Origin of the sequence: Pseudomonas sp. Rh2 (genome assembly GCF_040762985.1) — a bacterium.
GTDB lineage: Bacteria > Pseudomonadota > Gammaproteobacteria > Pseudomonadales > Pseudomonadaceae > Aquipseudomonas > Aquipseudomonas taiwanensis.
The window spans coordinates 577,267-600,791 of record NZ_CP142890.1; the positions used below are offsets into that span (position 1 = coordinate 577,267).

Annotated in this window: 20 protein-coding genes and 1 pseudogene; 12 read left to right on the plus strand and 9 right to left on the minus strand. The window is 61.7% G+C overall.

Annotation, left to right across the window (positions count from 1 at the left end; translation table 11 throughout):
* The first annotated feature begins 122 nt into the window (after nucleotides 1-122).
* Nucleotides 123-2,285, plus strand: coding sequence for a catalase HPII (gene katE / locus VXM67_RS02685; RefSeq protein ID WP_273497311.1), 2,163 nt, complete (start codon nucleotides 123-125; stop codon nucleotides 2,283-2,285).
* A gap of 24 nt (nucleotides 2,286-2,309) precedes the next feature.
* Here the strand turns inward: katE and VXM67_RS02690 are convergent, their stop codons facing one another.
* From VXM67_RS02690 to zur, 4 genes are all read right to left on the minus strand, one after another.
* Nucleotides 2,310-3,017 carry a PA5502 family lipoprotein gene (locus VXM67_RS02690; RefSeq protein ID WP_023378018.1) on the minus strand — a complete coding sequence of 236 codons (708 nt, stop codon included), beginning with the start codon at nucleotides 3,015-3,017 and terminating at the stop codon, nucleotides 2,310-2,312.
* Between the two features lie 127 nt (nucleotides 3,018-3,144).
* On the minus strand, nucleotides 3,145-3,927 hold the full coding sequence (gene znuB, locus VXM67_RS02695) for a zinc ABC transporter permease subunit ZnuB (RefSeq protein WP_023378019.1): 783 nt from the start codon (nucleotides 3,925-3,927) through the stop codon (nucleotides 3,145-3,147).
* Nucleotides 3,920-4,693, minus strand: coding sequence for a zinc ABC transporter ATP-binding protein ZnuC (znuC, locus tag VXM67_RS02700; protein ID WP_367237486.1), 774 nt, complete (start codon nucleotides 4,691-4,693; stop codon nucleotides 3,920-3,922). Before znuC ends, znuB begins: the two co-directional genes overlap by 8 nt.
* Nucleotides 4,690-5,175 carry a zinc uptake transcriptional repressor Zur gene (zur, locus tag VXM67_RS02705; protein WP_023378021.1) on the minus strand — a complete coding sequence of 162 codons (486 nt, stop codon included), beginning with the start codon at nucleotides 5,173-5,175 and terminating at the stop codon, nucleotides 4,690-4,692. The genes znuC and zur overlap by 4 nt, the downstream gene beginning before the upstream one ends.
* An 18-nt stretch (nucleotides 5,176-5,193) precedes the next feature.
* Between zur and VXM67_RS02710 the strand changes: the two genes are divergently transcribed.
* Nucleotides 5,194-6,150, plus strand: coding sequence for a zinc ABC transporter substrate-binding protein (locus VXM67_RS02710; RefSeq protein ID WP_049818686.1), 957 nt, complete (start codon nucleotides 5,194-5,196; stop codon nucleotides 6,148-6,150).
* A 110-nt stretch (nucleotides 6,151-6,260) separates the two neighbouring features.
* Here the strand turns inward: VXM67_RS02710 and VXM67_RS02715 are convergent, their stop codons facing one another.
* The gene (locus tag VXM67_RS02715; RefSeq protein ID WP_027906630.1) at nucleotides 6,261-7,211 is read right to left on the minus strand and encodes a homoserine kinase; all 951 of its coding nucleotides are present in this window, start codon (nucleotides 7,209-7,211) and stop codon (nucleotides 6,261-6,263) included.
* 69 nt (nucleotides 7,212-7,280) lie between these two features.
* Nucleotides 7,281-7,568: a DUF2782 domain-containing protein gene (locus tag VXM67_RS02720; RefSeq protein WP_023378024.1), complete on the minus strand. Its 288-nt coding sequence runs from the start codon at nucleotides 7,566-7,568 to the stop codon at nucleotides 7,281-7,283.
* A 74-nt stretch (nucleotides 7,569-7,642) separates the two neighbouring features.
* Here VXM67_RS02720 and polA point away from each other — a divergent pair, with 74 nt between their 5' ends.
* Nucleotides 7,643-10,390 (plus strand): DNA polymerase I, encoded by a 2,748-nt coding sequence (polA, locus tag VXM67_RS02725; RefSeq protein ID WP_023378025.1) that lies wholly within the window; start codon nucleotides 7,643-7,645, stop codon nucleotides 10,388-10,390.
* A 352-nt stretch (nucleotides 10,391-10,742) separates the two neighbouring features.
* On the opposite strand, the gene yihA is transcribed toward polA, so the two are convergent.
* Nucleotides 10,743-11,375 (minus strand): ribosome biogenesis GTP-binding protein YihA/YsxC, encoded by a 633-nt coding sequence (gene yihA, locus VXM67_RS02730; RefSeq protein WP_023378026.1) that lies wholly within the window; start codon nucleotides 11,373-11,375, stop codon nucleotides 10,743-10,745.
* Between the two features lie 193 nt (nucleotides 11,376-11,568).
* Here yihA and VXM67_RS02735 point away from each other — a divergent pair, with 193 nt between their 5' ends.
* The 8 genes from VXM67_RS02735 to VXM67_RS02770 all read left to right on the plus strand — a co-directional run bounded on the left by VXM67_RS02735 (nucleotide 11,569) and on the right by VXM67_RS02770 (nucleotide 19,325).
* Nucleotides 11,569-11,871, plus strand: a complete 303-nt coding sequence (locus VXM67_RS02735; protein WP_023378027.1) for a c-type cytochrome — start codon at nucleotides 11,569-11,571, stop codon at nucleotides 11,869-11,871.
* 31 nt (nucleotides 11,872-11,902) lie between these two features.
* On the plus strand, nucleotides 11,903-12,520 hold the full coding sequence (locus VXM67_RS02740) for a c-type cytochrome (RefSeq protein WP_023378028.1): 618 nt from the start codon (nucleotides 11,903-11,905) through the stop codon (nucleotides 12,518-12,520).
* Nucleotides 12,521-12,671: 151 nt separating this feature from the next.
* Nucleotides 12,672-13,304: a thiol:disulfide interchange protein DsbA gene (gene dsbA / locus VXM67_RS02745; protein WP_023378029.1), complete on the plus strand. Its 633-nt coding sequence runs from the start codon at nucleotides 12,672-12,674 to the stop codon at nucleotides 13,302-13,304.
* A gap of 12 nt (nucleotides 13,305-13,316) precedes the next feature.
* Nucleotides 13,317-14,171 carry an endonuclease/exonuclease/phosphatase family protein gene (locus VXM67_RS02750; RefSeq protein ID WP_023378030.1) on the plus strand — a complete coding sequence of 285 codons (855 nt, stop codon included), beginning with the start codon at nucleotides 13,317-13,319 and terminating at the stop codon, nucleotides 14,169-14,171.
* A 96-nt stretch (nucleotides 14,172-14,267) separates the two neighbouring features.
* Entirely contained in the window at nucleotides 14,268-16,265 is a 1,998-nt protein-coding gene (locus VXM67_RS02755; protein ID WP_023378031.1) for a GGDEF domain-containing protein, read from the plus strand.
* A gap of 103 nt (nucleotides 16,266-16,368) precedes the next feature.
* A complete protein-coding gene (locus VXM67_RS02760) occupies nucleotides 16,369-16,764 on the plus strand; it encodes a hypothetical protein (RefSeq protein ID WP_023378032.1) in 396 nt (131 codons plus the stop codon).
* An 81-nt stretch (nucleotides 16,765-16,845) separates the two neighbouring features.
* Nucleotides 16,846-17,622: an N-acetylmuramoyl-L-alanine amidase gene (locus VXM67_RS02765; RefSeq protein ID WP_023378033.1), complete on the plus strand. Its 777-nt coding sequence runs from the start codon at nucleotides 16,846-16,848 to the stop codon at nucleotides 17,620-17,622.
* 92 nt (nucleotides 17,623-17,714) lie between these two features.
* Complete coding sequence (locus tag VXM67_RS02770) at nucleotides 17,715-19,325, plus strand: EAL domain-containing protein (protein WP_023378034.1); 1,611 nt, start codon at nucleotides 17,715-17,717, stop codon at nucleotides 19,323-19,325.
* A gap of 18 nt (nucleotides 19,326-19,343) precedes the next feature.
* On the opposite strand, the gene VXM67_RS02775 is transcribed toward VXM67_RS02770, so the two are convergent.
* Together VXM67_RS02775 and algB are read right to left on the minus strand one after the other, a co-directional pair.
* On the minus strand, nucleotides 19,344-21,122 hold the full coding sequence (locus VXM67_RS02775; protein WP_023378035.1) for a KinB sensor domain-containing domain: 1,779 nt from the start codon (nucleotides 21,120-21,122) through the stop codon (nucleotides 19,344-19,346).
* On the minus strand, nucleotides 21,119-22,465 hold the full coding sequence (algB, locus tag VXM67_RS02780) for a sigma-54-dependent response regulator transcription factor AlgB (RefSeq protein WP_027906627.1): 1,347 nt from the start codon (nucleotides 22,463-22,465) through the stop codon (nucleotides 21,119-21,121). The genes VXM67_RS02775 and algB overlap by 4 nt, the downstream gene beginning before the upstream one ends.
* Nucleotides 22,466-22,675: 210 nt before the next feature.
* On the opposite strand from algB, the pseudogene VXM67_RS02785 reads away from it, so the two are divergent.
* Nucleotides 22,676-23,496, plus strand: a pseudogene (locus VXM67_RS02785) (BON domain-containing protein).
* Nucleotides 23,497-23,525 lie beyond the last annotated feature (29 nt).

A 23,525-nucleotide genomic window follows, 5' to 3' on the forward strand; every position in this document is an offset into this window, starting at 1 on the left:
GTTCTTAGCATTTATTTCGTCATGCACCAATCCAGCGGGCATAACGCGACAACCGGTAATCCTGATTGAACGCTCGGCAAAGCTTCCTAGTCACTACTTGAACGAGCCCGTACAGGGCATGCCTGAAGACTGACGAGGAGAGCCGACTCATGCCCACCAAGAAGAACGACGCGCCCAAGCACAGTGAAGTCGCCGGCACCGATACCCCTGACCGGGCCAACACCAATGCCAAGCTGCAGCGGCTGGAGTCCTGCCGCAGCGATGCCACCGGGCAGGCGCTGCGCACCAACCAGGGCGTGAAGATCGCCGATAACCAGAACAGCCTGAAGGCGGGCCCTCGCGGACCATCGCTGCTCGAAGACTTCATCCTGCGCGAGAAGATCACCCACTTCGACCATGAACGCATCCCTGAGCGTATCGTCCACGCCCGGGGTACCGGTGCCCATGGCTACTTCCAGAGCTACGGCTGTCATGCCCAGTTGACCAAGGCTGGCTTCCTCCAGGACCCGGAGAAGATCACGCCGGTGTTCGTACGGTTTTCCACGGTACAAGGGCCACGCGGCTCGGGAGACACGGTGCGCGATGTGCGCGGCTTCGCCGTCAAGTTCTACACCGATGAAGGCAACTTCGACCTTGTTGGCAACAATATGCCGGTGTTTTTCATTCAGGATGCGATCAAGTTTCCTGACTTCGTGCATGCCGTGAAGCCTGAACCGCACAACGAGATACCGACGGGCGGCTCGGCCCATGACACCTTCTGGGACTTCGTTTCGCTGGTGCCGGAATCGGCGCACATGGTCATCTGGACCATGTCCGATCGCGCCATTCCGCGCAGCCTGCGGATGATGGAAGGCTTTGGCGTGCATACTTTCCGCATGATCAACGCCGAGGGCGTGGCCAGTTTCGTCAAGTTCCACTGGAAGCCGCGCCAGGGCGTGCATTCATTGCTATGGGATGAGGCACAGAAGCTGGCGGGCAAAGACACCGACTACCATCGCCGCGACTTGTGGGAAGCGATCGAAACCGGTGACTACCCTGAGTGGGAGTTGGGTGTGCAGATCGTACCTGAGGCCGATGAGCACAAGTTCGACTTCGACTTGCTCGATCCGACCAAGATCATTCCCGAGGAACTGGTGCCAGTCACCAAGCTGGGCAAGATGGTGCTCAACCGCAACCCGGACAATTTCTTTGCCGAAACCGAGCAAGTGGCTTTCTGTCCGGGGCACATCGTGCCGGGTATCGACTTCAGCAATGATCCGCTGCTGCAGGGCCGGCTGTTTTCCTACACCGATACTCAGATCAGCAGGCTGGGTGGCCCGAACTTCCATGAGATCCCGATCAACTGCCCGATGTCGCAGAACCACAACGGCCAGCGCGATGGCATGCACCGCATGACCATCAACAGGGGGCGTGCCTCATACGAGCCGAACTCTATCGACGGCGGTTGGCCCAAGGAGACGCCTCCTGCGGCGCAGGACGGCGGTTTCGAGAGCTATCAGGAGCGCATCGACGCGCACAAGATCCGCCAGCGCAGCGAATCGTTCGGCGACCATTTCTCCCAGGCGCGGCTGTTTTTCCAGAGCATGAGCCCGACTGAGCAGCAACACATCATCAAGGCCTACAGCTTCGAGTTGGGCAAGGTGGAGCGAGAGACCATCCGCCAGCGAGAGGTGAACGAGATTCTGGCTAACATCGACCTGAAGCTGGCGGCTGCAGTAGCAGCGAACCTCGGGTTGCCGGCGCCCAAGCAGGGCACGGTGAAGGTCAAGGGAAGCAAACTCGCGCAATCCGAGGCGCTGAGCCAGATGAACCATCCTGGTGACGTCGGTATCAAGGGGCGCAAGATTGCGCTGCTGGTGGCCGATGGGGTGGATGCGGCTAGCGTTGACGCGCTGGTCAAGGCGCTGGAGGCCGAGAGCGCCCGTCCACTGCTGCTGGGGCCGAGCTCCGCGCCGGTGAAGACGGCAGATGGCAAGCAGTTACCGGTAGACGCGTCGATGGAGGGTATGCCGTCGATCATGTTCGATGGGATAGTCGTTCCGGGCGGCAGCGAATCGGTCAAGGCGCTGGCGTCTAGCGGCTTGGCGAAGCATTTCCTGCTGGAGGGTTACAAGCATCTGAAGGCGATGGTGCTGACCAAGGATCTGGCAAGCAGCCTGGGCCTGAAGCAAGACAGGGGGCTGCTGCTGGGAGATGACAAGGCGGTAATGAATGCCTTCGTCAAAGCCGTAGAAGGGCATCGGGTATGGGAGCGAGAGGCCGTCGCGGAGGGTGTGCCGGCCTGAGGGCTGCAAAAGCAGCCCTGATCGTCACTGCTGATGCGGGACCAGAACGACCTGTGCCCGCATCGAGCGTCGGATTTCATGCTTCTGCTTGAGCTCGAAATCGCTGTCGATCTTGTGCACGCGCTTCTCAAGCAGTGTCTTCAGCCAAGGCGCGTCTTCGGTCCGAGGTACCTGGAACACCACCTCGCACTGGTAATTCACCACGTCCTTGGCAATTTCGTCGAGCTGGCGTCGCATCGCCCGGATATCGGTGGTTTTCAGCGCAACGACGGTGCTTGGTGCAGCCGGGTCGATCACCCGCGCCTGGGGCTTGGCCTCGGCAGCCTTCAGCGCTGCCTCGGCTTTTTCCAGCTCGGCCTTGCGTGCCTGGGTAACGGCATCGCCACCGGTCACCGCTGGCGCCTGGGGCATCAGCGCCCGGGCACGGGCCAGCGCGGTGGCTGCAGCATTGACGTCGCCCTTCTGCAGGACGATCTGGCTACGCTGCAGGTAGGCTTCGGCAAGCTGGCGCTGGTATTGCTCCAGGCGTGCGTCGTCGGGCGACTGGGTTTGCAGCGCCGCCAACTGATCTTCGGCGGTGGCCAGCTCATCGCTGGTGATACTTTGCTGCAATTGCTGCCAGGCATCGGCTTGGGCAGGTGCACCCGCCTGTTCGACCGGCGCGCTGGAACAGGCAGCCAGGAACAGCGAAAACGCGGCAACAAGCAGATAACGGGAGGCGAACGGCTTCATTCCTGCGACTCTCTATTTGCGCAAAAAGCGAGCAAGTCTACACCCAGGGGCATACGCTCGAAAACAGGTCTTACAGACCCTTTACCCTTGAAAAGGTTGCAGGGTATGCCTGCGCACCCCCCGGTTTTCAGCGCTTGGGCAAGGCCAGGCTCAGCAAGAATAGCACTGCGGCGCACACCACGATCGACGGGCCGGCCGGTGTGTCCTTGAACCATGACAGGGCCAGGCCGCCACACACGGCGGTGACGCCCAGCAGGCTGGCACCCAAGGCCATTTGCTCGGGGGAGCGGGCGTGACGTTGTGCCGCGGCGGCGGGAATGATCAGCAGCGATGTGATCAACAGCACCCCGACGATCTTCATGGCGACGGCGATGACCACTGCAATCAGCAGCATCAGCGCCATGCGCAGGCTCGCCACTGGCAAGCCTTCGACCATGGCCAGCTCTTCGTGCACGGTGACCGCCAGCAGGGGGCGCCACAAGGCTGCGAGCAGCAGCAGGACCAGCGCGCTGCCACCGAGGATCCAGGCCAGGTCGGTGGTGCTGATGGCCAGCAAATCACCGAACAGATAGGCCATGAGGTCGATGCGCACATCGTGCATGAAGCTGAGCGCCACCAGGCCCAGCGACAGGGTGCTGGGGGCCAGGATGCCGAGCAGGGTATCGGAGGCCAGCGGCTGGCGCTGTTGCAGCGTCACCAGCAGGATCGCCAGCAGCAGGCAGCCCACGGTCACTGCCAGCGCAGGGCTGACATCCAGGGCGAAGCCCAGTGCCACGCCGAGCAGGGCCGCGTGGGACAGCGTATCGCCGAAGTAGGCCATGCGCCGCCAGACCACGAAGGAACCCAGTGGGCCGGCCACCAGCGCCAGGGAAAGGCCCGCAAGCAGGGCATACAGAAGAAAATCAGCCATGCTTGCAGTGCTCTCCGTGAACATGGGTGCCAGGGGTGATCACCGAGCCATGCAGGTCATGGCTGTGATCGTGGTGGTGATGGTAGATGGCCAGGCTTGGCGCGTTCTGGCCGAACAGCTCGACGAACGCCGGGTCGTTGCTGACCTGCTCGGGGTGGCCGGAGCAGCACACATGGCGGTTCAGGCAAACCACCTGGTCGGTGGCGCTCATCACCAGGTGCAGGTCGTGCGACACCATCAGCACGCCGCAGCCATGGCGGTCGCGCAGGCGAGTGATCAGGTTGTACAGCTCGGTCTGCCCGACCACGTCGACGCCCTGCACCGGCTCATCCAGTACCAGCAGCTCAGGTTCGCGCAGCAGTGCGCGGGCCAGCAGCACGCGTTGCATCTCACCCCCGGAGATGGTCTGGATCGGGCTGTCGATGACCTGTTCGGCGCCCACTTCCTGCAAGGCCGACAAAGCAGCCGCACGGTCGACACCCGGTACCAGTCGCAGGAAGCGCAGTACCGAAAGTGGCAGCGTGGCGTCCACCTGGATTTTCTGCGGCATGTAGCCGATGCGCAGGCGCGGTTTGCGCCATACCGTACCGCGGTGCGGCTTGAGCAGGCCGAGCACGGCGCGTACCAGCGTGGTCTTGCCGGCGCCGTTGGGGCCGATCAGCGTGACGATCTGCCCAGGGGAGACCGACAGGTCGATGCTGTCGAGCACTGCCTCGCCACCGAAAGTGACGCCGACCTGCTCAAGGCGGATCAGTGCATCGCTCATGCCGCGCTCCGGCAGTTGCCGCACAGGCCGACGATCTCGACGGTCTGGGTTTCGACGCTGAAACCTACGTCCTTGGCACTGGCGATGATGGCGTCGCTGATGCTGTCCTGCTCCAGCTCGATGGCTACATGACATACCCGGCAGATCAGGAACTGGCCTTGGTGCGCATGTTCAGGGTGACTGCAACCGATGAAGGCGTTGAGCGATGCGATGCGATGGACCAGGCCGTTTTCGAGCAGGAAGTCCAGTGCCCGGTACACGGTAGGGGGCGCGGCGCGGCGCCCATCCTGCTCGCTGAGCACGGCAAGGATGTCATAGGCGCCCAACGGCTTGTGGCTCTGCCAGACCAGCTCCAGTACGCGACGGCGCAGAGCGGTCAGGCGCAGGCCCTGGCGCGTGCACAGGGCGTCGGCCTCAGCCAGTGCGCTGTGTACGCAATGGGAGTGATCGTGGGGACGGTGAGCCAGCGGCGTAATGGACATGGGCAGCGACGGTTCTGGATGGAGACGTTATTATGTTACCTGTTTCTGACGAGTCGAGTATTCATCGTGTCCCGATTCCTTGTGCTTTTTGTCGCTTTCCTCGCCTGTTCGGCGCACGCCGACGTGCGGGTGCTCACCAGTATCAAGCCGCTGCAGCAGATTGCCGCCGCCGTGCAGGACGGCGTAGGTACGCCCGATGTGCTGCTGCCGCCGGGCGCCTCGCCGCACCACTATGCCCTACGCCCCTCCGACATGCGGCGTGTGGGCGATGCTGACCTGTTGTACTGGATCGGGCCGGACATGGAGAGCTTCCTGCCACGGGTGCTGGGCAGCCGCAGCAAGCCCACGGTCGCGGTTCAGTCGCTGCCGGGCATGAGCCTTCGTCACTTCGGCGAGGATAGCCATTCCCATGAGGAAGAAGACCACGACGACCATGATCACGATCACCGGCCGGGTAGCCTGGATGCGCATTTGTGGCTGTCGTCGGTCAACGCCCGGGTGATCGCGACGAAGATGGCCGCCGACCTGGCGTCGGTCGATCCTTCCAACGCGGCGCGCTACCAGGGCAACCTGAAAGCTTTCGTCGAACGTCTGGATGCCTTGGATGCGCGTATCAAGGCGCGGGTATCGGGTATCGCCAACAAGCCGTACTTCGTGTTCCACGAAGCCTTCGACTACTTCGAGGCCTCTTACGGTCTGAAACACGCCGGAGTGTTCACTGTCGCTGCCGAGGTACAGCCTGGCGCGCAACATGTGGCCGCCATGCGCAAGCGCCTGCAGGAAGTGGGCAAGACCTGTGTCTTCAGTGAGCCACCGCTGCGGCCGCGGTTGGCCGAGACCCTGACGGCAGGGTTGCCGGTGCGCCTGGCCGAGCTGGATGCCCTGGGTGGCACCGACCTGGTGGATGCCGGGGGCTATGAGCGGCTGCTGGAGAAATTGGGTGCTGATCTGGCGGGGTGTCTGGAACAGTTGTAAGCCTGTTCCGACCGCTTCGCGGGTAAACCCGCTCCCACGGCGCTAGCGAAAACTCCCAGGTTATCGCTTTAGTGCAGGAGCGGGTTTACCCACCAAGAGGCAGGCGCGGCCTAGAGCGCGAACGGCAGGTGCAACGCCACCTGCTGACGCTGCGCCAGACGCACCTCGAACTCGCTCGGGTCATGGATCATCACGTCCATGCCGGCGAACGACTCGGCCGCGATCAGTCGCGACAGCCAGAACCGCACGCAGCCGACTCGCAACATCTCTGGCCACAGCTCAGCTTCCGCCGCCGTGAACGGTCGCAGCGCCGCATAGGCCGCCAGCAGCGCCTGGGCGCGGGGCACATCGATGGCGCCGTGCTCATCCAGGCACCAGTCGTTCACGGTGATGGCGATGTCATACAGCATCGGGCCCGAGCAGGCGTTGTAGAAGTCGATCACACCGGTCAGGTGGGTGCCTTCGAACATCACGTTGTCGCGGAACAGGTCGGCATGCAGGTTGGCCCGGGGCAAGGCCAGGATCTGCGCCTTGTGCGCGGTGATCTCGTCCAGTGCCGGCTGTAGCAGCGCAGCCTGCCCGGCGGTGAGACGCGGCAACAGCTCGGCACCCGATTGCAGCATCCAGTCCAGGCCGCGGTCGGTACGGCGCTCGATGATGCGCTCGCGGGTGGCGAGGTGAATGTGCGCGAGCAGTTCGCCCACCTGAGCGCAATGCTGGTTGTTGGGCGCCTTGATGTGCTTGCCCGACAACCGTGGTTGCAGCAGGGCCGGCTTGCCGCACAGTTCGCGCAGGGCGTTGCCGTCGCGGTCACGCAGTGCATAGGGCACCGGCATGTCGGCTTCGTGCAGAACATCGAGCAGCTCGATGAAGAACGGCATGTCCTCGACCGGGCCCCGTTCGACCAATGTCAGGACGAACTCCCCCTGTTCGAGGCTGACGAAGAAGTTGCTGTTCTCGGTACCGGCGGCAATGCCCTGGAAATCGAGCAAACGGCCCAGCTCGTAGGGCGCCAGAAAGGTTTCCAGCTCAGGCCGGGTCACGGGGGTGAAGACTGACATGATGAAGAGTTGCCCATGCGGGCACTTCCGCCGGGAAGTGCCAGGTTGATGTGAACGGTGCGCGTCAGATTACCACTCGAAGATCTTCCAGGACGGAATCAGCATGTCCGGCTGGTCGGAACGAATGAAATTGCCTTCGGAGCCGTCGGCGCGTACCAGAAAGTAAGGCTTGCCGTTCTTCGGCGTGACCTTGATCGCATACAGGAAGCCGTTTTGCCGATATTCCTGGATGGTTTTGTCGCCTTCCGTGCGAATGGTCACATCGGGATCTGCCGATGGGGCGTCGTCCGCCGCCAGGGTGACGACCGGCGTGGTTGCCAACAGGCCGAGCAGTAACAGGCGAATGGGTGTACGCATGATAACCTTGTCCCTTTGTCGTCATTGATCTGGCTATTCTAGCGCCGGACCCGCCGAAAAGGTTGATTCTCCTCATGAGCCAAGTGCCCCTCGTCCTGGTGGACGGTTCCTCCTATCTCTACCGCGCCTTTCACGCGCTGCCGCCGCTGACCACGTCCAAGGGCATGCCAACCGGCGCGGTCAAGGGTGTGCTGAACATGCTCAAGAGCCTGCGCAAGCAATATCCAGACAGCCTGTTCGCCGTGGTGTTCGACGCCAAGGGCGGTACGTTCCGCGATGCGATGTTCGCCGAGTACAAGGCCAACCGGCCAAGCATGCCCGACGATTTGCGGGTACAGGTCGAACCGCTGCACGCCAGTGTGAAAGCCCTGGGCTACCCCCTGTTGTGCGTCGAAGGCGTCGAAGCCGACGACGTGATCGGCACCCTGGCTCGCAGCAGTGCCACCGCTGGCCGGCCGGTGATCATCTCGACCGGTGACAAGGACATGGCGCAGTTGGTCGACGGGCACGTCACACTGGTGAACACCATGACCGGGAGCGTGCTGGACGTGGCGGGCGTGCGCGAAAAGTTCGGTGTCGGGCCCGAGCATATCATCGACTTCCTTGCCCTGATGGGCGACAAGGTCGACAACATCCCCGGCGTGCCGGGCGTGGGCGAAAAGACGGCGGTCGGCCTGCTGACAGGGATCGGCGGTGGTCTGAGCGACCTGTACGCTAACCTCGACAAGGTGGCGGCCCTGCCGATCCGTGGTGCCAAGACCCTGCCAGCCAAGCTCGAAGAGCATCGCGATGCCGCGTTTCTGTCGTATGAGTTGGCCACCATCAAGGTCGACGTGGCGCTGGAAATCGACGTCGATGACCTGGTCTGCGGCGAACCCGACCGCGAGGCGCTGCTGGCGCTGTACACCGAAATGGAGTTCAAGAGCTGGATCGCCGAGGTCCAGCGTGACGCCAGCCAGGCCGGTGAAGCCCTTGAACCGGTCGAGGCACCGGCGGCCAAGGTTGAACCTAAATACGAAACCATCCTCGACCAGGCTCGCTTCGATGCCTGGCTTGAGAAGCTGCGCCAGGCCCAGCTGTTTGCCTTCGACACCGAAACCACCAGCCTGGATGCACAGCAGGCACAGTTGGTGGGCCTGTCGTTCGCAGTCGAGCCCCATGAGGCGGCCTATGTGCCGCTGGCCCACGACTACGAAGGGGCCCCGACGCAGCTGGACCGCGAGCAAGTGTTGAAGGCGCTCAAGCCGTTGCTGGAAGACCCAGGCAAGGCCAAGGTCGGTCAGAACGCCAAGTACGACATCAATATTCTCGCCAATTGCGAGCTGGCCATTCAGATGCGTGGCGTCGCCTATGACACCATGCTCGAATCCTACGTGCTGGATTCCACTGCCACCCGTCACGACATGGACAGCCTGGCGCAGAAATACCTCGATCACACCACCATTACCTTCGAGCAGATTGCGGGCAAGGGTGCCAAGCAGCTGACCTTCAACCAGATTCCCCTGGAAAAGGCCGGCCCCTATGCTGCCGAGGACGCCGATATCACCTTGCGTCTGCACCAGGCGCTGCAGGCGCGCCTGGCCAAGACCCCGAGCGTGCAGCCGGTTCTGATGGACATCGAGATGCCGCTGGTGCCGGTGCTGGCCAAGATCGAGCGCCAGGGGGCATTGGTCGATGCCGAACTGCTGAAGATCCAAAGTGGCGAGCTGGGTGTGAAAATGGCCGAGCTGGAGCGCCGCGCCTTCGAGTTGGCTGGCGAGGAGTTCAACCTGGGTTCGCCCAAGCAGCTGGGTGCCATCCTGTACGACAAGCTGGGCATGCCCGTGCTGAGCAAGACTGCCAAAGGGCAGCCTTCCACCGCTGAAGCGGTGCTCGATGAACTGGCCGAGCAGGGTTACCCGCTGCCCGAAGTACTGATGCAGTACCGCACCCTGAGTAAACTCAAGAGCACCTACACCGACAAGCTTCCAGGGCAGATCAACCCGCGTACTGGGCGCATCCACACCTCGTACCAGCAAGCCGTGGCCGCGACCGGGCGCCTGTCGTCCAGCGACCCGAACCTGCAGAACATCCCGATCCGCACGGCCGAAGGCCGACGCATTCGTCAGGCCTTCATTGCCAGCCCCGGTTACAAGCTGCTGGCGGCGGACTACTCGCAGATCGAGCTGCGCATCATGGCTCACCTGGCCAAGGACGAAGGCCTGCTGCATGCCTTCCGCAACAACCTCGATGTCCACCGTGCGACTGCCGCCGAAGTCTTCGGTGTGGCACTCGAGGCGGTCACCACGGACCAGCGCCGCAGCGCCAAGGCCATCAACTTCGGCTTGATCTACGGTATGAGCGCCTTTGGACTGGCCAAGCAGATCGGTGTCGATCGCAAGCAGTCACAGGACTACATTGACCGTTATTTCGCCCGCTACCCCGGTGTGCTGGCCTACATGGAGCGCACGCGTGCCCAGGCGGCCGAGCAAGGCTTCGTCGAGACCCTGTTCGGACGCCGCCTGTACCTGCCGGACATCAACGCCAAGAACCCAGCCTTGCGCAAAGGCGCCGAACGCACGGCGATCAACGCGCCGATGCAGGGCACCGCAGCCGATATCATCAAGCGGGCGATGGTGAATGTGGACAACTGGCTCACCCAGAGCAATCTGGATGCCCGTGTGATCCTGCAGGTTCACGACGAACTGGTACTCGAAGTGAAAGAGGGTCTGGTCGAGCAGGTGAAAGATGAAATTCGCACGCAAATGAGCAATGCCGCGCAGCTGGATGTTCCGCTGCTGGTAGAGGTAGGCGTGGGCTCGAATTGGGACGAAGCTCACTGATTACGCTGGAAAAGCTGTGTAGGATCGGGGATGTGTGCCGCGGATCCGAAGCAGGCCTCGGGCCTCTGGTTCTGAAGTTTCATGAAACTATCGCAAATAGTTTTGAGGGCTTCGGAACTAAATCGGTGAAACGGGGCTCAGAGTAACTGAATGGCTGGTGAAGCCTTTCGATGCTCCTATGTTGTGTTAAGTGTTGGCAGATACCCGGACCCCGCCCTAGCGGTCCGGACTTGAACCCCAGACTTCCCCCTCCCCATATGAAGTCCGGGGTTTTTTTTGCCCGGAATTTGACCAGCCGGTACACACCCGCAGGAGCGGGTGGGCCCGCTCCTGCAGGGTGGTTGTGCTCACTTCAGGCAGTTGGCTTGTCTTCGAGCTCCATCCAATCCGCCAGCACGCGGTAGGCATCCTCGACTCCCAGGCGCTTGGGCGCCGAGAACAGCTGGATGGTCACACCGTCGCCCCAACCCTTGCGAATTTCCGACTGCACCTTGAGCAAGGTGTTCTTGCCGGCACCGTGGGTCAGTTTGTCGGCCTTGGTCAGCAGAATGTGCATCGGCATGCCGCTGGCCTTTGCCCAGTCGAGCATCATCTTGTCGAAGTCGGTCATGGGGTGACGCACGTCCATCATCAGGATGACGCCACGCAGGCACTCGCGGCTGCCCAGGTAGGCCTCCAGGTGGCGCTGCCAGTGCTGCTTGAGCGGGATCGGGACTTTTGCATATCCGTAACCCGGCAGGTCGACCAAACGCCGTTCATCGTCCAGACTGAAGAAATTCAACAGCTGGGTGCGCCCTGGGGTCTTCGAGGTGCGCGCCAGGCTGGCATGAGTCAGGGTATTGAGGGCGCTGGACTTGCCGGCGTTGGAGCGACCGGCGAAAGCCACCTCGTAACCCTGGTCGTCCGGACATTGTTCGACCTTGGCTGCGCTGAGGGCGAATTTGGCTTTCTGGCAGAGGCCGAGGATGGGGTTCTTGACTTGCATGGGATATCCGATGTGGGTGTTGCCAAGGCCGAAGCCGGCAAGCGGTGTCGTTTCCGTTTGGATGGCGGAAGTATATAATGCCCCAGTTTTTGTGTGCTCATTCTCCCAGCGAAGGAGATCGAGCATGGGGTGTCGAACAATAGCTCGCGCATCAGAACGCAGCGCGGCCCCCAACCCTGTCAGGTCGTTCCGCATGGCGAAATGGCTGCTTGCTGTCGGTATGTTCCTACCGTTTTTCAGCGCACAGGCTACACAGGATCCCGAGGCGTTGTACAACCGCACGTGTGCGGCCTGTCACGCCGGGCAGTTGCCACAGGCACCCAAGCGGGGTGACCGGGCAGCCTGGGAGCCAAGGCTGGCGCAAGGTGTGAACACACTGGTGGCGCATGTTACCCAGGGTTTCAAGGCTATGCCGCCGCGTGGATTGTGCATGGACTGCAGTGCCGAGGACTACCGTTTGGTCATCCTTTGGATGAGTGGCAGTCCCGATACATAACATTTCACCCTTAGCCGTGTTGGATTAGCTGATGAACAAACTAGTCGTGAGTCTGCTGTTGACCATGGGTGTCGCAGGTGCGGCCACTGCTGCTGACCCCATCAAAGGCGATGCCGCCGCCGGCCAGGCCAAGACGGCCGTCTGTGGTGCCTGCCACAACCCCGACGGTAACAGTCTGGCGCCGAACTTCCCGAAACTGGCCGGCCAAGGCCAGCGCTACCTCGAAAAACAACTGCATGACATCAAGTCCGGCAAGCGTACCGTGCTGGAAATGACAGGCATGCTCGCCAACTTCAACGACCAGGACCTGGCCGATATCGCCGCCTATTTCTCCAGTCAGAAAGGCAGCGTGGGGGCGGCCGATCCAAAACTGGTCGAGCGGGGCCGTGCCCTGTTCAACGGCGGTGACCTTGAGAAAGGCATGCCGGCCTGTACCGGCTGCCACTCGCCCAATGGCGCTGGCATCGCCCTCGCCGGCTTCCCGCACCTGGGGGGCCAGCATGCGCAGTACGTGACCAAGCAGCTCACGGACTTCCGCGAAGGCAATCGCACCAATGATGGCGATGCCATGCCCATGCGCTCGATTGCCGGCAAGCTGAGCAACAAGGATATCGAGGCGTTGTCCAGCTACATCCAGGGCCTGCATTAACATTCGGTTAATGCTGTACGGCAAAGATGAAAGGGCGGCCGGACCGCCCTTTTTTCAGTCCGCAGCCGTTACACTACAGAACTCGGGCCCTTCCCGACCTGTCTGAATTCAGGTCGCGTCGAGGCGACCAATGACTGCTCAGGAGTAAAGCATGCGTAAACTGATTCTCAGCGCTGCGCTGGTCGCTGCCAGCGTATTCGGTATGACTGCCGTCCAGGCTGCGGAGCCCGTGGCCGGCAAGGAATACATCGAGCTGAGCAACCCTGTTCCGGTATCCGTGCCTGGCAAGATCGAAGTGATCGAGCTGTTCTGGTACGGCTGCCCACACTGCTACCACTTCGAGCCGACCATCAACCCATGGGTAGACAAGCTGCCCAAGGACGTCAATTTCAAACGCGTTCCGGCAATGTTCGGCGGCCCATGGGATGCCCATGGCCAGATGTTCCTGACTCTCGAAGCCATGGGTGTGGAGCACAAGGTGCACGCCGCCGTGTTCGATGCCATCCAGAACCAGCGCAAGCGTCTGACCGACCCTGCCGACATGGCTGACTTCCTCGCTACCCAGGGCGTCGACAAAGACAAGTTCCTGGCGACCTACAACTCCTTCGCCATCAAAGGCCAGGTCAACCAGGCCAAGGAGCTGGCGAAAAAGTACGAAATCACGGGTGTACCGAGCATGGTGGTCAACGGCAAGTACCGCTTCGACCTGGGTACCGCAGGCGGTCCGGAAGGCGTCCTGAACGTCGCCGACCAACTGATCGCCAAGGAGCGCGCCGCTAAGTAAGCGGCGAACCCTATGCCCCGCTTCAGAAACACGCGTGGCATTGGCCTGCATCAGCCGCAGGTCAACGAACATCACCTGCAGGCCCCTGGCCTGCCCGAGGATGGCCGCCTGCGGTTGCTGAGCTTCAACATTCAGGTCGGCATCAGCACCGAGCGTTACCGTCATTACCTGACCCGTAGCTGGCAGCATTTGCTGCCGCACAACGGGCGGGCGGGCAACCTGCAAAAGATCGGCGAGCTGCTCAACGATTTTGACCTGGTGGCCCTGCAGGAGGCCGATGGCGGCAGCCTGCGTTCAGGCTTCGTCAACCAGGTCGAGCACTTGGCCCAGTTGGGCGCCTTCCCCTACTGGTACCAGCAGCTCAATCGCAACCTCGGGCGGTTCGCCCAGCACAGCAACGGGGTGCTCAGCCGCCTCAAACCGCATCTGCTGGAAGACCATCCGTTGCCTGGCCCGGCTGGGCGTGGGGCAATTCTGGTGCGATTCGGCGAGGGCGACGACGCGCTGATCGTGGTGATGATGCACCTGGCACTGGGGGCGAAGACCCGTGCCAGGCAGTTGGCCTACATTCGCGAGCTGATCGGCGGCTATCGTCACCAGGTGTTGATGGGCGACATGAACACCCATGCCACCGACCTGCTCGACCACTCGCCTCTGCGCGATCTGGGCCTGATCGCCCCGCAGGCCGAGGCCACCTTCCCCAGCTGGCGCCCTCAGCGCTGCCTGGACCATATCCTGCTCAGCCCGAGCTTGACCCTCGAACGGGTCGAGGTGCTGGCGCAGCCAATTTCCGACCACCTTCCCGTCGCTGTCGAGATCCGATTGCCTGAAGCATTGACTGTGGATACGCTGCCGGTCCTGAGGTAGATCAGCAGAAGCGTTTCGAGCGCTCAAGTGTTCGAAGCGTTCGCCGAAAGCGTGTAATCACAGCTCATAGATGCATCACTTTTTGCGGATCCAGGCATGACCATCGACGCCGAGCGCTGGAAAGAAAAATATCTAAAAAGCATCGAACAGCAGGAAAAGCTCGAGCGTCGCTGGAATGCTCGACTTGACCTGTTGCGCCGGGGCCTGGTGCGCAGCACCCTGGCAGCCGAAGGCAGCGACAAGGCGGTCGACCAGTGCATGAAGGAAATGCGCGAGGTGATCCGCAGCGACAACATGGACGCCGGCCTGGCCGGCCTGATTCCGCGCCTGGAAAAAGCCGTTCTGGATTCCGAGCAGCGACGTGAAACACGGATGAACCAGGTCCGCGATGCGCTCACGTCATTGGTAAGCCAGTTGCAAACGCTGCCATTGCCGGGTGATGTATCCAGATCATTGAAAAAGCTGGCCAAGAAACTCGATGGCGGCGTAAGCCAGTCCCGCGACCTGCCTCCTTTACTCGGCGAGCTCAGCGGTCTGCAAGGGCTCGCCCTGTCCACGCTGAGCAAACCCGAGGAAGAAGCCCGGCCGGGGTTTCTGCAGCGCCTGTTCGGTAATCGCGAAATCGAACAGCAGGGTGAGCAGGCACTGGTCCATGCAGACCAGGCAGCGGCCGATGTTCCCGCGGTACCTCCTTCGCTCGACGTCGCGCCCGCGCCGCCAGCTTCCGATGTAGTCGAGGCACCAGCGCCCGATGTGGATGAGCTGCAGCCGCTTGCGGCGCAGCTGCAAGCGCCTGCCGAGCCCGTGAGTGCCGAGCAGCCCCAAATGCCGGAAGCCGTTGCAGAGTCGGAACCGACCGTGCTGTCCGAGCCTGCACTGGTCGAGAACCAACGCCATGAGCCACCGGCGGCCCCACCCGCTGCGCCGTTGCCCGTGTCTGAGCAGCTCCAGGAAGGCGAGCTGCCTTCACTGGTCGACGCTTCGTTGCAGGTCGAGGATGCTGCTGGCGAGGACGGCCCCTATGCCTTGCCCGACGCTGTCGAACCACCTTACAGCCAGGTCGCTGCGCATATCGAGCAGACCCTGATTGGCCTGCTCGACGACCTGAGCCTGCCCGAGCGCCACAAGGCACAAGCCCTGGCAATGCGCGAGCGGGTGGCGCGCGGCTTGAACTGGTATGAGCTGATCCCGGTTCTCGACGACCTGGCAGTGCTCATGCTGGCCATTACCGACAGCGGTCAGCACGAATTCGAGGCTTACCTGCAACAGCTCAACGAGCGCCTGGAGAATTTCCAGAGCCACTTGCAGGAAGCCAGTGCCGGACACGCCGACAACAGTACCGCTGCCCGTGAGCTGGACAGCCAACTGCGCGAACAGGTCGATGGCCTGCAAAGTAGCGTACAGGGCGCGGCGGACCTGGAAAGCCTCAAGCACATCCTGGAAAACCGTCTTGAGGGGTTGTCTGTCACCATTGACGATCATCAGCGTGAGCGCGACCGCCGCGAACAGGAACTGGCAGGGCGCCTGCAGGGCCTGGCCGAACGTGTGGCCAGTATGGAGCAGGAAGCCCTTGGCTACCGTGAGCATCTGGAGGAGCAACGGCAGAAGGCGCTTATCGACCCGCTCACCGGCTTGCCGAACCGCGCAGCCTGGGCCGAGCGGGTCGAGCGCGAGGTCCAGGACTGGCAGGAGGGTGGCGGGCATCTGCTGATGGCTATCCTTGACCTGGACCATTTCAAGCGCATCAACGACGGCTACGGCCACCTGGCCGGCGACAAGGTGCTGAAGATCGTTGCCGACCAACTGCGCAAGCGGCTGCGAGGCCAGGATTTCATCGCCCGCTTTGGCGGTGAGGAGTTCGTCCTGTTGTTGCCGCAGACCTCCCCGGCTGCCGGTCAACAATTCGCCGAAGTGCTACGCGCGGCCATCGAGGCGTGCCCATTTCACTTCAAGGGCGAGCGCGTGGTGATCACCGCTTCCATTGGCGTGAGCGCTTTCCGCTCCGGCGAGCGTGCCGACCAAGTGCTCAAGCGTGCCGACGACGCCTTGTACCGGGCGAAGGACCTGGGGCGTAACCGGGTCGAAATGGCATAAACAAGTACCGCATTCATCGCGCCTACGAGGTCGAGACTGCGTAACCGACATGTGCACTGTCGTGCATGTCGTTACGGAACGATCTCTGATGAGGAGCCGAGCGATGAAAGCATTCAAAGCGTGGGTTGTACTAATGATGGGGTTGGCCTACCAGGCCTCTGCCCTGGCCAATGAAACCTGGTGGACCGCACACATTGGCGGTGACGGCAGTGTGTTGCGCCAATGGCCAAAGTGGATCGAAAGGGTCGAGCACAAACCTCAGGACAACTACTTCACCCAATACACGCTGTTCTTCAACAAGCGCATCGTGCATCAGGACCCCGGCTTCTGCTCGGTCTCGCCGATCGATGCCAGCAGCGAAAACAGGCTGGTACATGGCTACGCCAAAGTGATCGGCAAGCCATTGGCCGAGCAGGCAACGGTGCTGACCCAACTGGTGGATGTGAAAGGCCCCAGTGGCGACAACTCGATGGAATTCCTGGTGCTGTGCACACGCTGAATCACTCTTTAGCCTAATGGCCGGGAAGGAGCACGTTATACTGTAGCGACGATGTAGACTCCTCCAAACGTGCTCCCACCGATGAAAACCTTATTCACCGCTTGCATGCTGTTGATCCTAGCGGGCTGTTCCACAGGCCTGCGCATCGACCGCAGCCATGTTTCCGCCAACCAGGACGACCGAATCCAGTTCGTGGTCCTGCATTACACCAATGCGTCCCTTGAACGTTCCCTGGCGCTGCTGACCCATGGTGAGGTCAGCAGTCATTACCTGATAGGTGACGGCCCGGCGACGGTCTACCAGTTGGTCGACGAGAGCCGTCGGGCCTGGCATGCCGGTGACAGCCAGTGGCAAGGTCGAACCTGGCTCAATTCGAGCTCCATTGGCATCGAGATCGTCAATCCTGGTTTCACCGACACCCCCAATGGTCGGGTCTGGCACCCTTACAGCGAGGCGCAGATCCAGGCGCTGATCGCCCTGCTCAACGATATCGTCAAACGCAATCACATCGAGCCGCGCCACATTATTGGCCACAGTGATATCGCACCATTACGCAAACTGGACCCCGGGCCGTTGTTCCCCTGGAAGCGCCTGGCCGAAGCGGGCCTCGGCATTTGGCCAGACGCCGCGGCGGTAGCACGCCAGCAAGCATATTTCAGTGCCAATCCCCCCACGATCGGCTGGTATCAGCAAGAATTAGCCCGTTTTGGTTACGCAATCGAGCAAACCGCAGAGCTGGACGTTGCCACCCGCCATGTGATCGCTGCATTCCAGATGCGCTTCCGTCCAGCGCGTTTCGATGGCATGCCGGACGCACAGACAGCCGCAATTCTGCAGGTGCTCAACCGCATGCGTTAGTCAGGCGCCCCCACGCGCCTTAATCACCGCTCAACGGGCAGGCTGAGTGTCAAACCAGTTGCTATACCTTGTTAATCAACTGGATGCTAGCGATGTCAGCCTTGCTCACTGCACTGCGCCAATTTTTTTACCGTCCCTGGATGCTGGCCACCTTGGCAGCGTTGGCCAGTGGCGCAGTGCTGCTGACTGCCAGCTTCGGTATCGCCCTGCAACAGATGAAGCAGAACGAAAGTGCGCAAATGAACGCGCAGGGCGACCGATTTCTCGAGCGGCTAGAGCAGGTATTCGGCCAGCTGCGCGAGGGGGTCGATGCGTTGCAGGCGCAGCCCTTGCGCGGCTGTGACGCGGCGATGTTGCAGGCCTTGCAGGCAGTCGGCCTCGGGTCGCGCTTTATTTATGAGGCCGCATACATCGACGGCAACATCGCCTGTTCGAATCGGGGGGGTGAAAGGCTCATCGAATCCCTGCGGGCGCCAGACATTCGAGGCCCCACCTACAGCTATTGGTTGAACACCACCACCGAGCCTGATGAAAACCTGGCGGCGCTGATGTTGGGGCGCGGCAGGTTCGTGGTTTCGACATCCCGTGGGCACCTGACCGATGTGGTCGACTTGCCCCCCGGCGGCAGCTTGCTGGTCGTGCTCGACAATGGTGCCCGAGCCATCCCGGTGCTGGGCCCGCCGCAAGTCTGGCCGCCCGCTGCTGCCTGGCCTTCCAGCGAGAACACGCTACTCGAACTGAGCGACCGTCTTATCTATCGCATGCCGACGAAATCGCCGGATTACCAGTTGGTGCTGATCGCTCCACGGGCGAGCTTGCCATTGAAAATGAACGGCATGCTCTGGTTGCTGATCCCTGGCAGCCTGTTGGCGGCCTGCTGCATCGGTTGGCTGGTGCTGCAGCTGGTGCAGCAGCGGCGCTCGATGAGTTCCGAATTGCAGAACGCTCTACGCCGTGGCGAACTGCAAGTGCTTTACCAGCCCATATTCGAACTCGACAGCCGACGATGCGTGGGGGCCGAGGCGTTGGTGCGCTGGCGCCGCCCAGACGGGACGCTGACCAGCCCGGATTTGTTCATTCCCCTGGCCGAGAACACCGGGCAGATATGCCAGATCACCGACTTCGTCCTGCAGCGTGTGCTCGAACAACTTGGGCAGTTGCTGCGTTCGCACCCCAACCTGTACATCTCGGTCAACCTCGCTGCCTGTGATGTGATGGTGCCGCGCATCGGGCGAGTCGCTGCACGGTTATTGGCGTTGCACCGGGTGTCGGCCAGCCAGATCGCCTTCGAGGTTACCGAGCGGGGGCTGATCGACGTGGTAGTGGCCCGTGACAATCTGCAGGCGTTGCGGGCCGTGGGGCACCAGGTGCTGATCGATGATTTCGGCACGGGATATTGCAGTCTGGCCTACCTGCAGACCTTGCCCGTGGATTGCCTGAAGATCGACAAGGCCTTCATCGATGCACTGGGGCACGATGCCGCCAGTAGCGGAGTTGCACCGCACATCATTCGCATGGCCCATGACCTGCACCTGCGAGTGATTGCCGAAGGCATCGAATGCGAAGACCAGGCCGAGCTGCTCAACAGCGAAGGGGTGAACTACGGCCAGGGCTGGTTGTTCGCCCATCCACTTAACGCACGGCAGTTCGCCGAGCTGGTGACCCGCGGAAGACAGGTTGCAGCTCGGCGGGGTGAAAACTGACTTGCGTTGGGCGAGGGTTCAGACAGGCAGCGCCATATAGAATTGGGTGCCTTGTCCGGGGCGGGAAAACACGCCCATGCGCCCCCCATGCAGTTGCACGATCTCCTTGCACAATGCAAGGCCCAGCCCTGCGCCGCCCTTCTTGCGGCCCACCTGCACGAACGGTTCGAAAATTCGGCCTTGCTGCCCATAGGCGATACCTTCGCCATTGTCTTCGACACTGATGATCACTCGCTCTGCGTGCCGCCGTGCATGCAGGCGGATCTTTCCACCGTTTGGAGTATGGCGAATGGCGTTGTGCAGCAGGTTGTCCATTACCCGGTCGAGTTGGGCGACGTCGGCCTGTATGCGTGGCAATGGCGGTTCCAGGACGTTGACCAATTCGATTTGCTTATGCGCAGCCTGCTCGGTGAAGCGTGCCTTGGCGCGTTCAAGCAGGTCGTCGATGGGGCAAGGCGCCAGTTCGAGTTTTTGCAGCCCACTTTGATAGCGTGAAAAGTTCAGCAGGTCATTGATCAACTGGGTCAGACGCTGCATCTCTTCGCCGATGGTTTCGATCAGGTCGTACTCGCGTGCATCCGGGGGGAATGTCAGGCGTTCGCGAAGCAGGCCGAATGCCATGTGCATGCCGGTGATCGGCGTGCGCAGCTCATGGGAGGCGCGCAGTACGAACTCGCTGCGTACACGCTCGAAGGCGCGCTGCTCGGTCACATCGTGCAGCACCATCACCGCGCCCAGAATTGGCCCCTGTGGATGGCTGACCGGTGTCAGGCTATAGGTCAGCAGCCGAGACTCTTCGTCGACTTCGATCTGCAGGTCGTCAGGGGGGCGATCGAGGTTGCCGCCGCGCAATACCTGTCGCAGTTGATGTTCCAGCTCCGGGCGCTGCAGGGCGTCGGCCAGGCTGCTGCCCACACGGCTGTCGCTCCAGCCCAGCTGACGCTGTGCTACCGGGTTCAGATGCTCCAGATGGCCTTGGCGGTCGATGATCAGCAAGCCATCGTCGATGCTGTCGAGCACAGCCTGCAGGCGCTGCTGGCCGGCCATCAATTCATCGACATTGGTTTCCTGGTGCTTGCGCAGCGCTTCGGCCATCAACCCGAAACGGCGAGTCAACTGGTTCAGCTCGGCTGCCTGGGTGACCGGCAGGGTGACGTTGAAGTTGCCTTTGCCCAGTTGGTCGGCGGCCTGGGCCAGGGCCTCGATCGGTTGGCCCAGGCGGCGGGCGATCTTGTGTGCGGTGACGAAGCCTAGCGCCAGTACTACAAGGCCGATCAGGCCAAGCAGGCCACTGACCAGCAGGGCGCGGCTGCGCGTCTGCTCTTCGCTGCGGATGATGAGCTCTAGCGTTTGCCTGTGGGAGTCGATCAGGTCGGTGCGCACTTGACCAAACGCCGCGCCAAGCGGTTGATCCGCACCCATGCTTCGAGCCGGATTGGCGCTTTCCCGATAGGCCCGCAGAAAGCTTTGAAAATGGCTACTGGCCTTGCTGAAGCTGCTCTGTTCACCACCCTGAGCTAGACCCTGATCGAGCAGGGCCTGGAAGTTGTCCTGCAGCGATTGCAGATGCTCGGGGACGGTATCTTCATCAAGGATCAAGGTCAGTTGTTCGCCTAGGTTCTGCCGCAACTTGAGGCCGATTTCCAGGGCGTGGGTCGCTTCTTTCACCAACTGCTGCTGTACCGTCGCCATTTGCATCACGCTGACCAGACCCAGGGTCAGGCCAAGCAGAGATGCTGTAACGAGCGTTGAAATGCTTAGAAAAAGCCGCGTGCGCAGCTTCATCGACCATTTCATAAGTTGTACTGCTTACGCTTGCGGTACAGGGTGGAGGCATCGATACCCAAGGTCTTGGCGGCTTGGTCCAGCGTATCGCTGGTGGCCAGCACCGCGCCGATATGGGCGCGCTCCAGCTCATCCAGACTGAGGGGCGCGCCGATCCGAGGGGTGTTGCCTGCAGGTTGTTCACCCATTCCCAGGTGGCTCATTTCCACCCACTCCTGCGGGCAGATGATGCTGGCCCGCTCCACCACGTTACGCAGTTCGCGGATGTTGCCCGGCCATCGGTAATTGAGCAACGCAGTGCGAGCTTGCTCACTGAAGCCTCTGGCGGGGCGGGAGTATTCCTTGACGAAGCGGGCCAGGAAGCGCTCGGCCAGGGTCAGGATATCCTCGCTGCGCTCCCGCAGAGGTGGCAGGTGCAACGTGATGACGTTGAGACGGTACAGCAGGTCTTCGCGGAAACGGCTTTCGCGCACCATTTCTTCCAGGTTCAGGTTGGTGGCCGCGAGAATCCGTACGTCGGCTCGCCGGGTGACCGGATCGCCTACCCGCTCGTATTCCTTATCCTGGATGAAACGCAGCAGCTTGGGTTGCAGGGTCAGCGGGAAATCGCCGATCTCGTCGAGGAACAGCGTACCGCCATCGGCCTGGCTGACGCGCCCCAATGTGCTCTCGCTGGCGCCGGTGAAGGCACCACGGGTATGGCCGAACAGTTCGCTTTCCATCAGCTCGGCGTTCAGTGATGGGCAGTTGATGGTGACGCATGCCTTGCGTGCCCGCTTGCTCCAACCATGAATCGCCCGGGCCAGTTCGCCCTTGCCGGTGCCCGATTCTCCCAGAATCAGGATATTGGCATCGGTGGTGGCGACTTGGCGGGCAGTCTCCAGGACAGCCATCATCGCCGGGCTGTGCGAATCCAGCCCGTCCTTTGGTTTGCGTACTTCGCCTTCGAGGGCTTCCAGCCGCGCCGACAGCTGGCGCACTTCCAGTTGTTTGGCCGTGGCCAGGCGCAACTGGTCGGGGCTGCAGGGCTTGACCAGATAGTCGGCAGCCCCGGCCTGAATGGCGTCCACCGCCGTGTCGACCGCGGAATGAGCGGTGACGATCACCACCCGCATCCACGGCGCTTGGATGCGCATCTGGGCCAGTACGTCCAGGCCGTTGTCATCGCCCAGGCGCAAATCCAGGAAGCACAGGTCGAACACCTGGCGCTGAAGCAAGGCTTCGGCCTGGGCGGCGCTGCTTGCGGTGGACACGCTGTAGCCTTCGTCCTCGAGGCAATAGCGGAATGTACGCAGGATAGCGGACTCATCATCCACCAGCAGAATGCGGCCTTGGGTGTCCTGGGCTGACTCCATTTCCTGCGCTCCTTAGGATGTGTCTTCAATTAGTGTGGGAAAAATCGGGCAAGTTGCATGGTCAATATTGACGGATTCTGTCCTTTGCATGCTAGCCAATGGCCCATCTTCGCGGTGAAGCCGCGATATCTCGATGATTGGCTTAGAGGTGTCGAATGGCACATTGGTTGCGAAGATTTTTAGCTTTTGCCTACAGAAGGAGGTGCAGTCATGCCCTTTTCCTACCGCCTGGCCGTGTTGGCGGTCACGCTGCTACCAGCATTCCCCCAGCTTTCGCTGACCCTGTGAATGACGCTCGCCTGGAGGGTGCCCTGCAAACGGCGTTGGCGTTGAACAGCATGCTGAACCCGTTTCGTATCGAGGTAGAGGTCGACGGCCAGCAGGCCCGACTGGCCGGCGAAGTCGAGAACGAGGTCGAGCGACAGCTTGCAGAAAAGGTTGCCCTTGCCACTCGGGGGATCGAAGAGGTCGACAATCAGCTGCGGATCAACGCCGACTTGGTGGAACGGCCGCTTGAACTGCGTGCCTACGCGCAGCGTCTGGAGGATGCGACGCTGGCGGCGAAGATAAAGGCGCGGCTGCTTTGGAGCCACACCACCGAGCAGGCACCTATAGACGTGCAAAGCAGTGAGGGCGTGGTGACTTTGCGAGGCAAGGTCGAGAGCGCGCAGGGCAAGGAGTTGGCGGGTGTTCTGGCGCGGACCACCGAGGGTGTGTATCTGGTCAACAACCTGGTCAGCCTGGACAGCGCAGCCATGGCCAAGGCCAGGGAAACGCCTGTGGGAGCGCAAACCGGGCCGCAACCCAGTGACCGCTGGGTGGTGGACAAGATCCAGGCCAGTTTCAGGTTCAGTCGCAATCTCGATGGCTTGAATATAAAGGTGGACTGCGAGCAGGGGCTCGTCAGGCTTTCTGGCGAAGTGGTCAGTCGCGAGCAGAAGAGCATCGCGGTGGAAACCGCTCGACAGATCTCTGGAGTGCGTGGCGTCGACGCCGACCTGCTGAAAGTAGCCACCAAAGTAGAGGGTTGAATCGTGCAATACGCACGATGCCAGAGGGG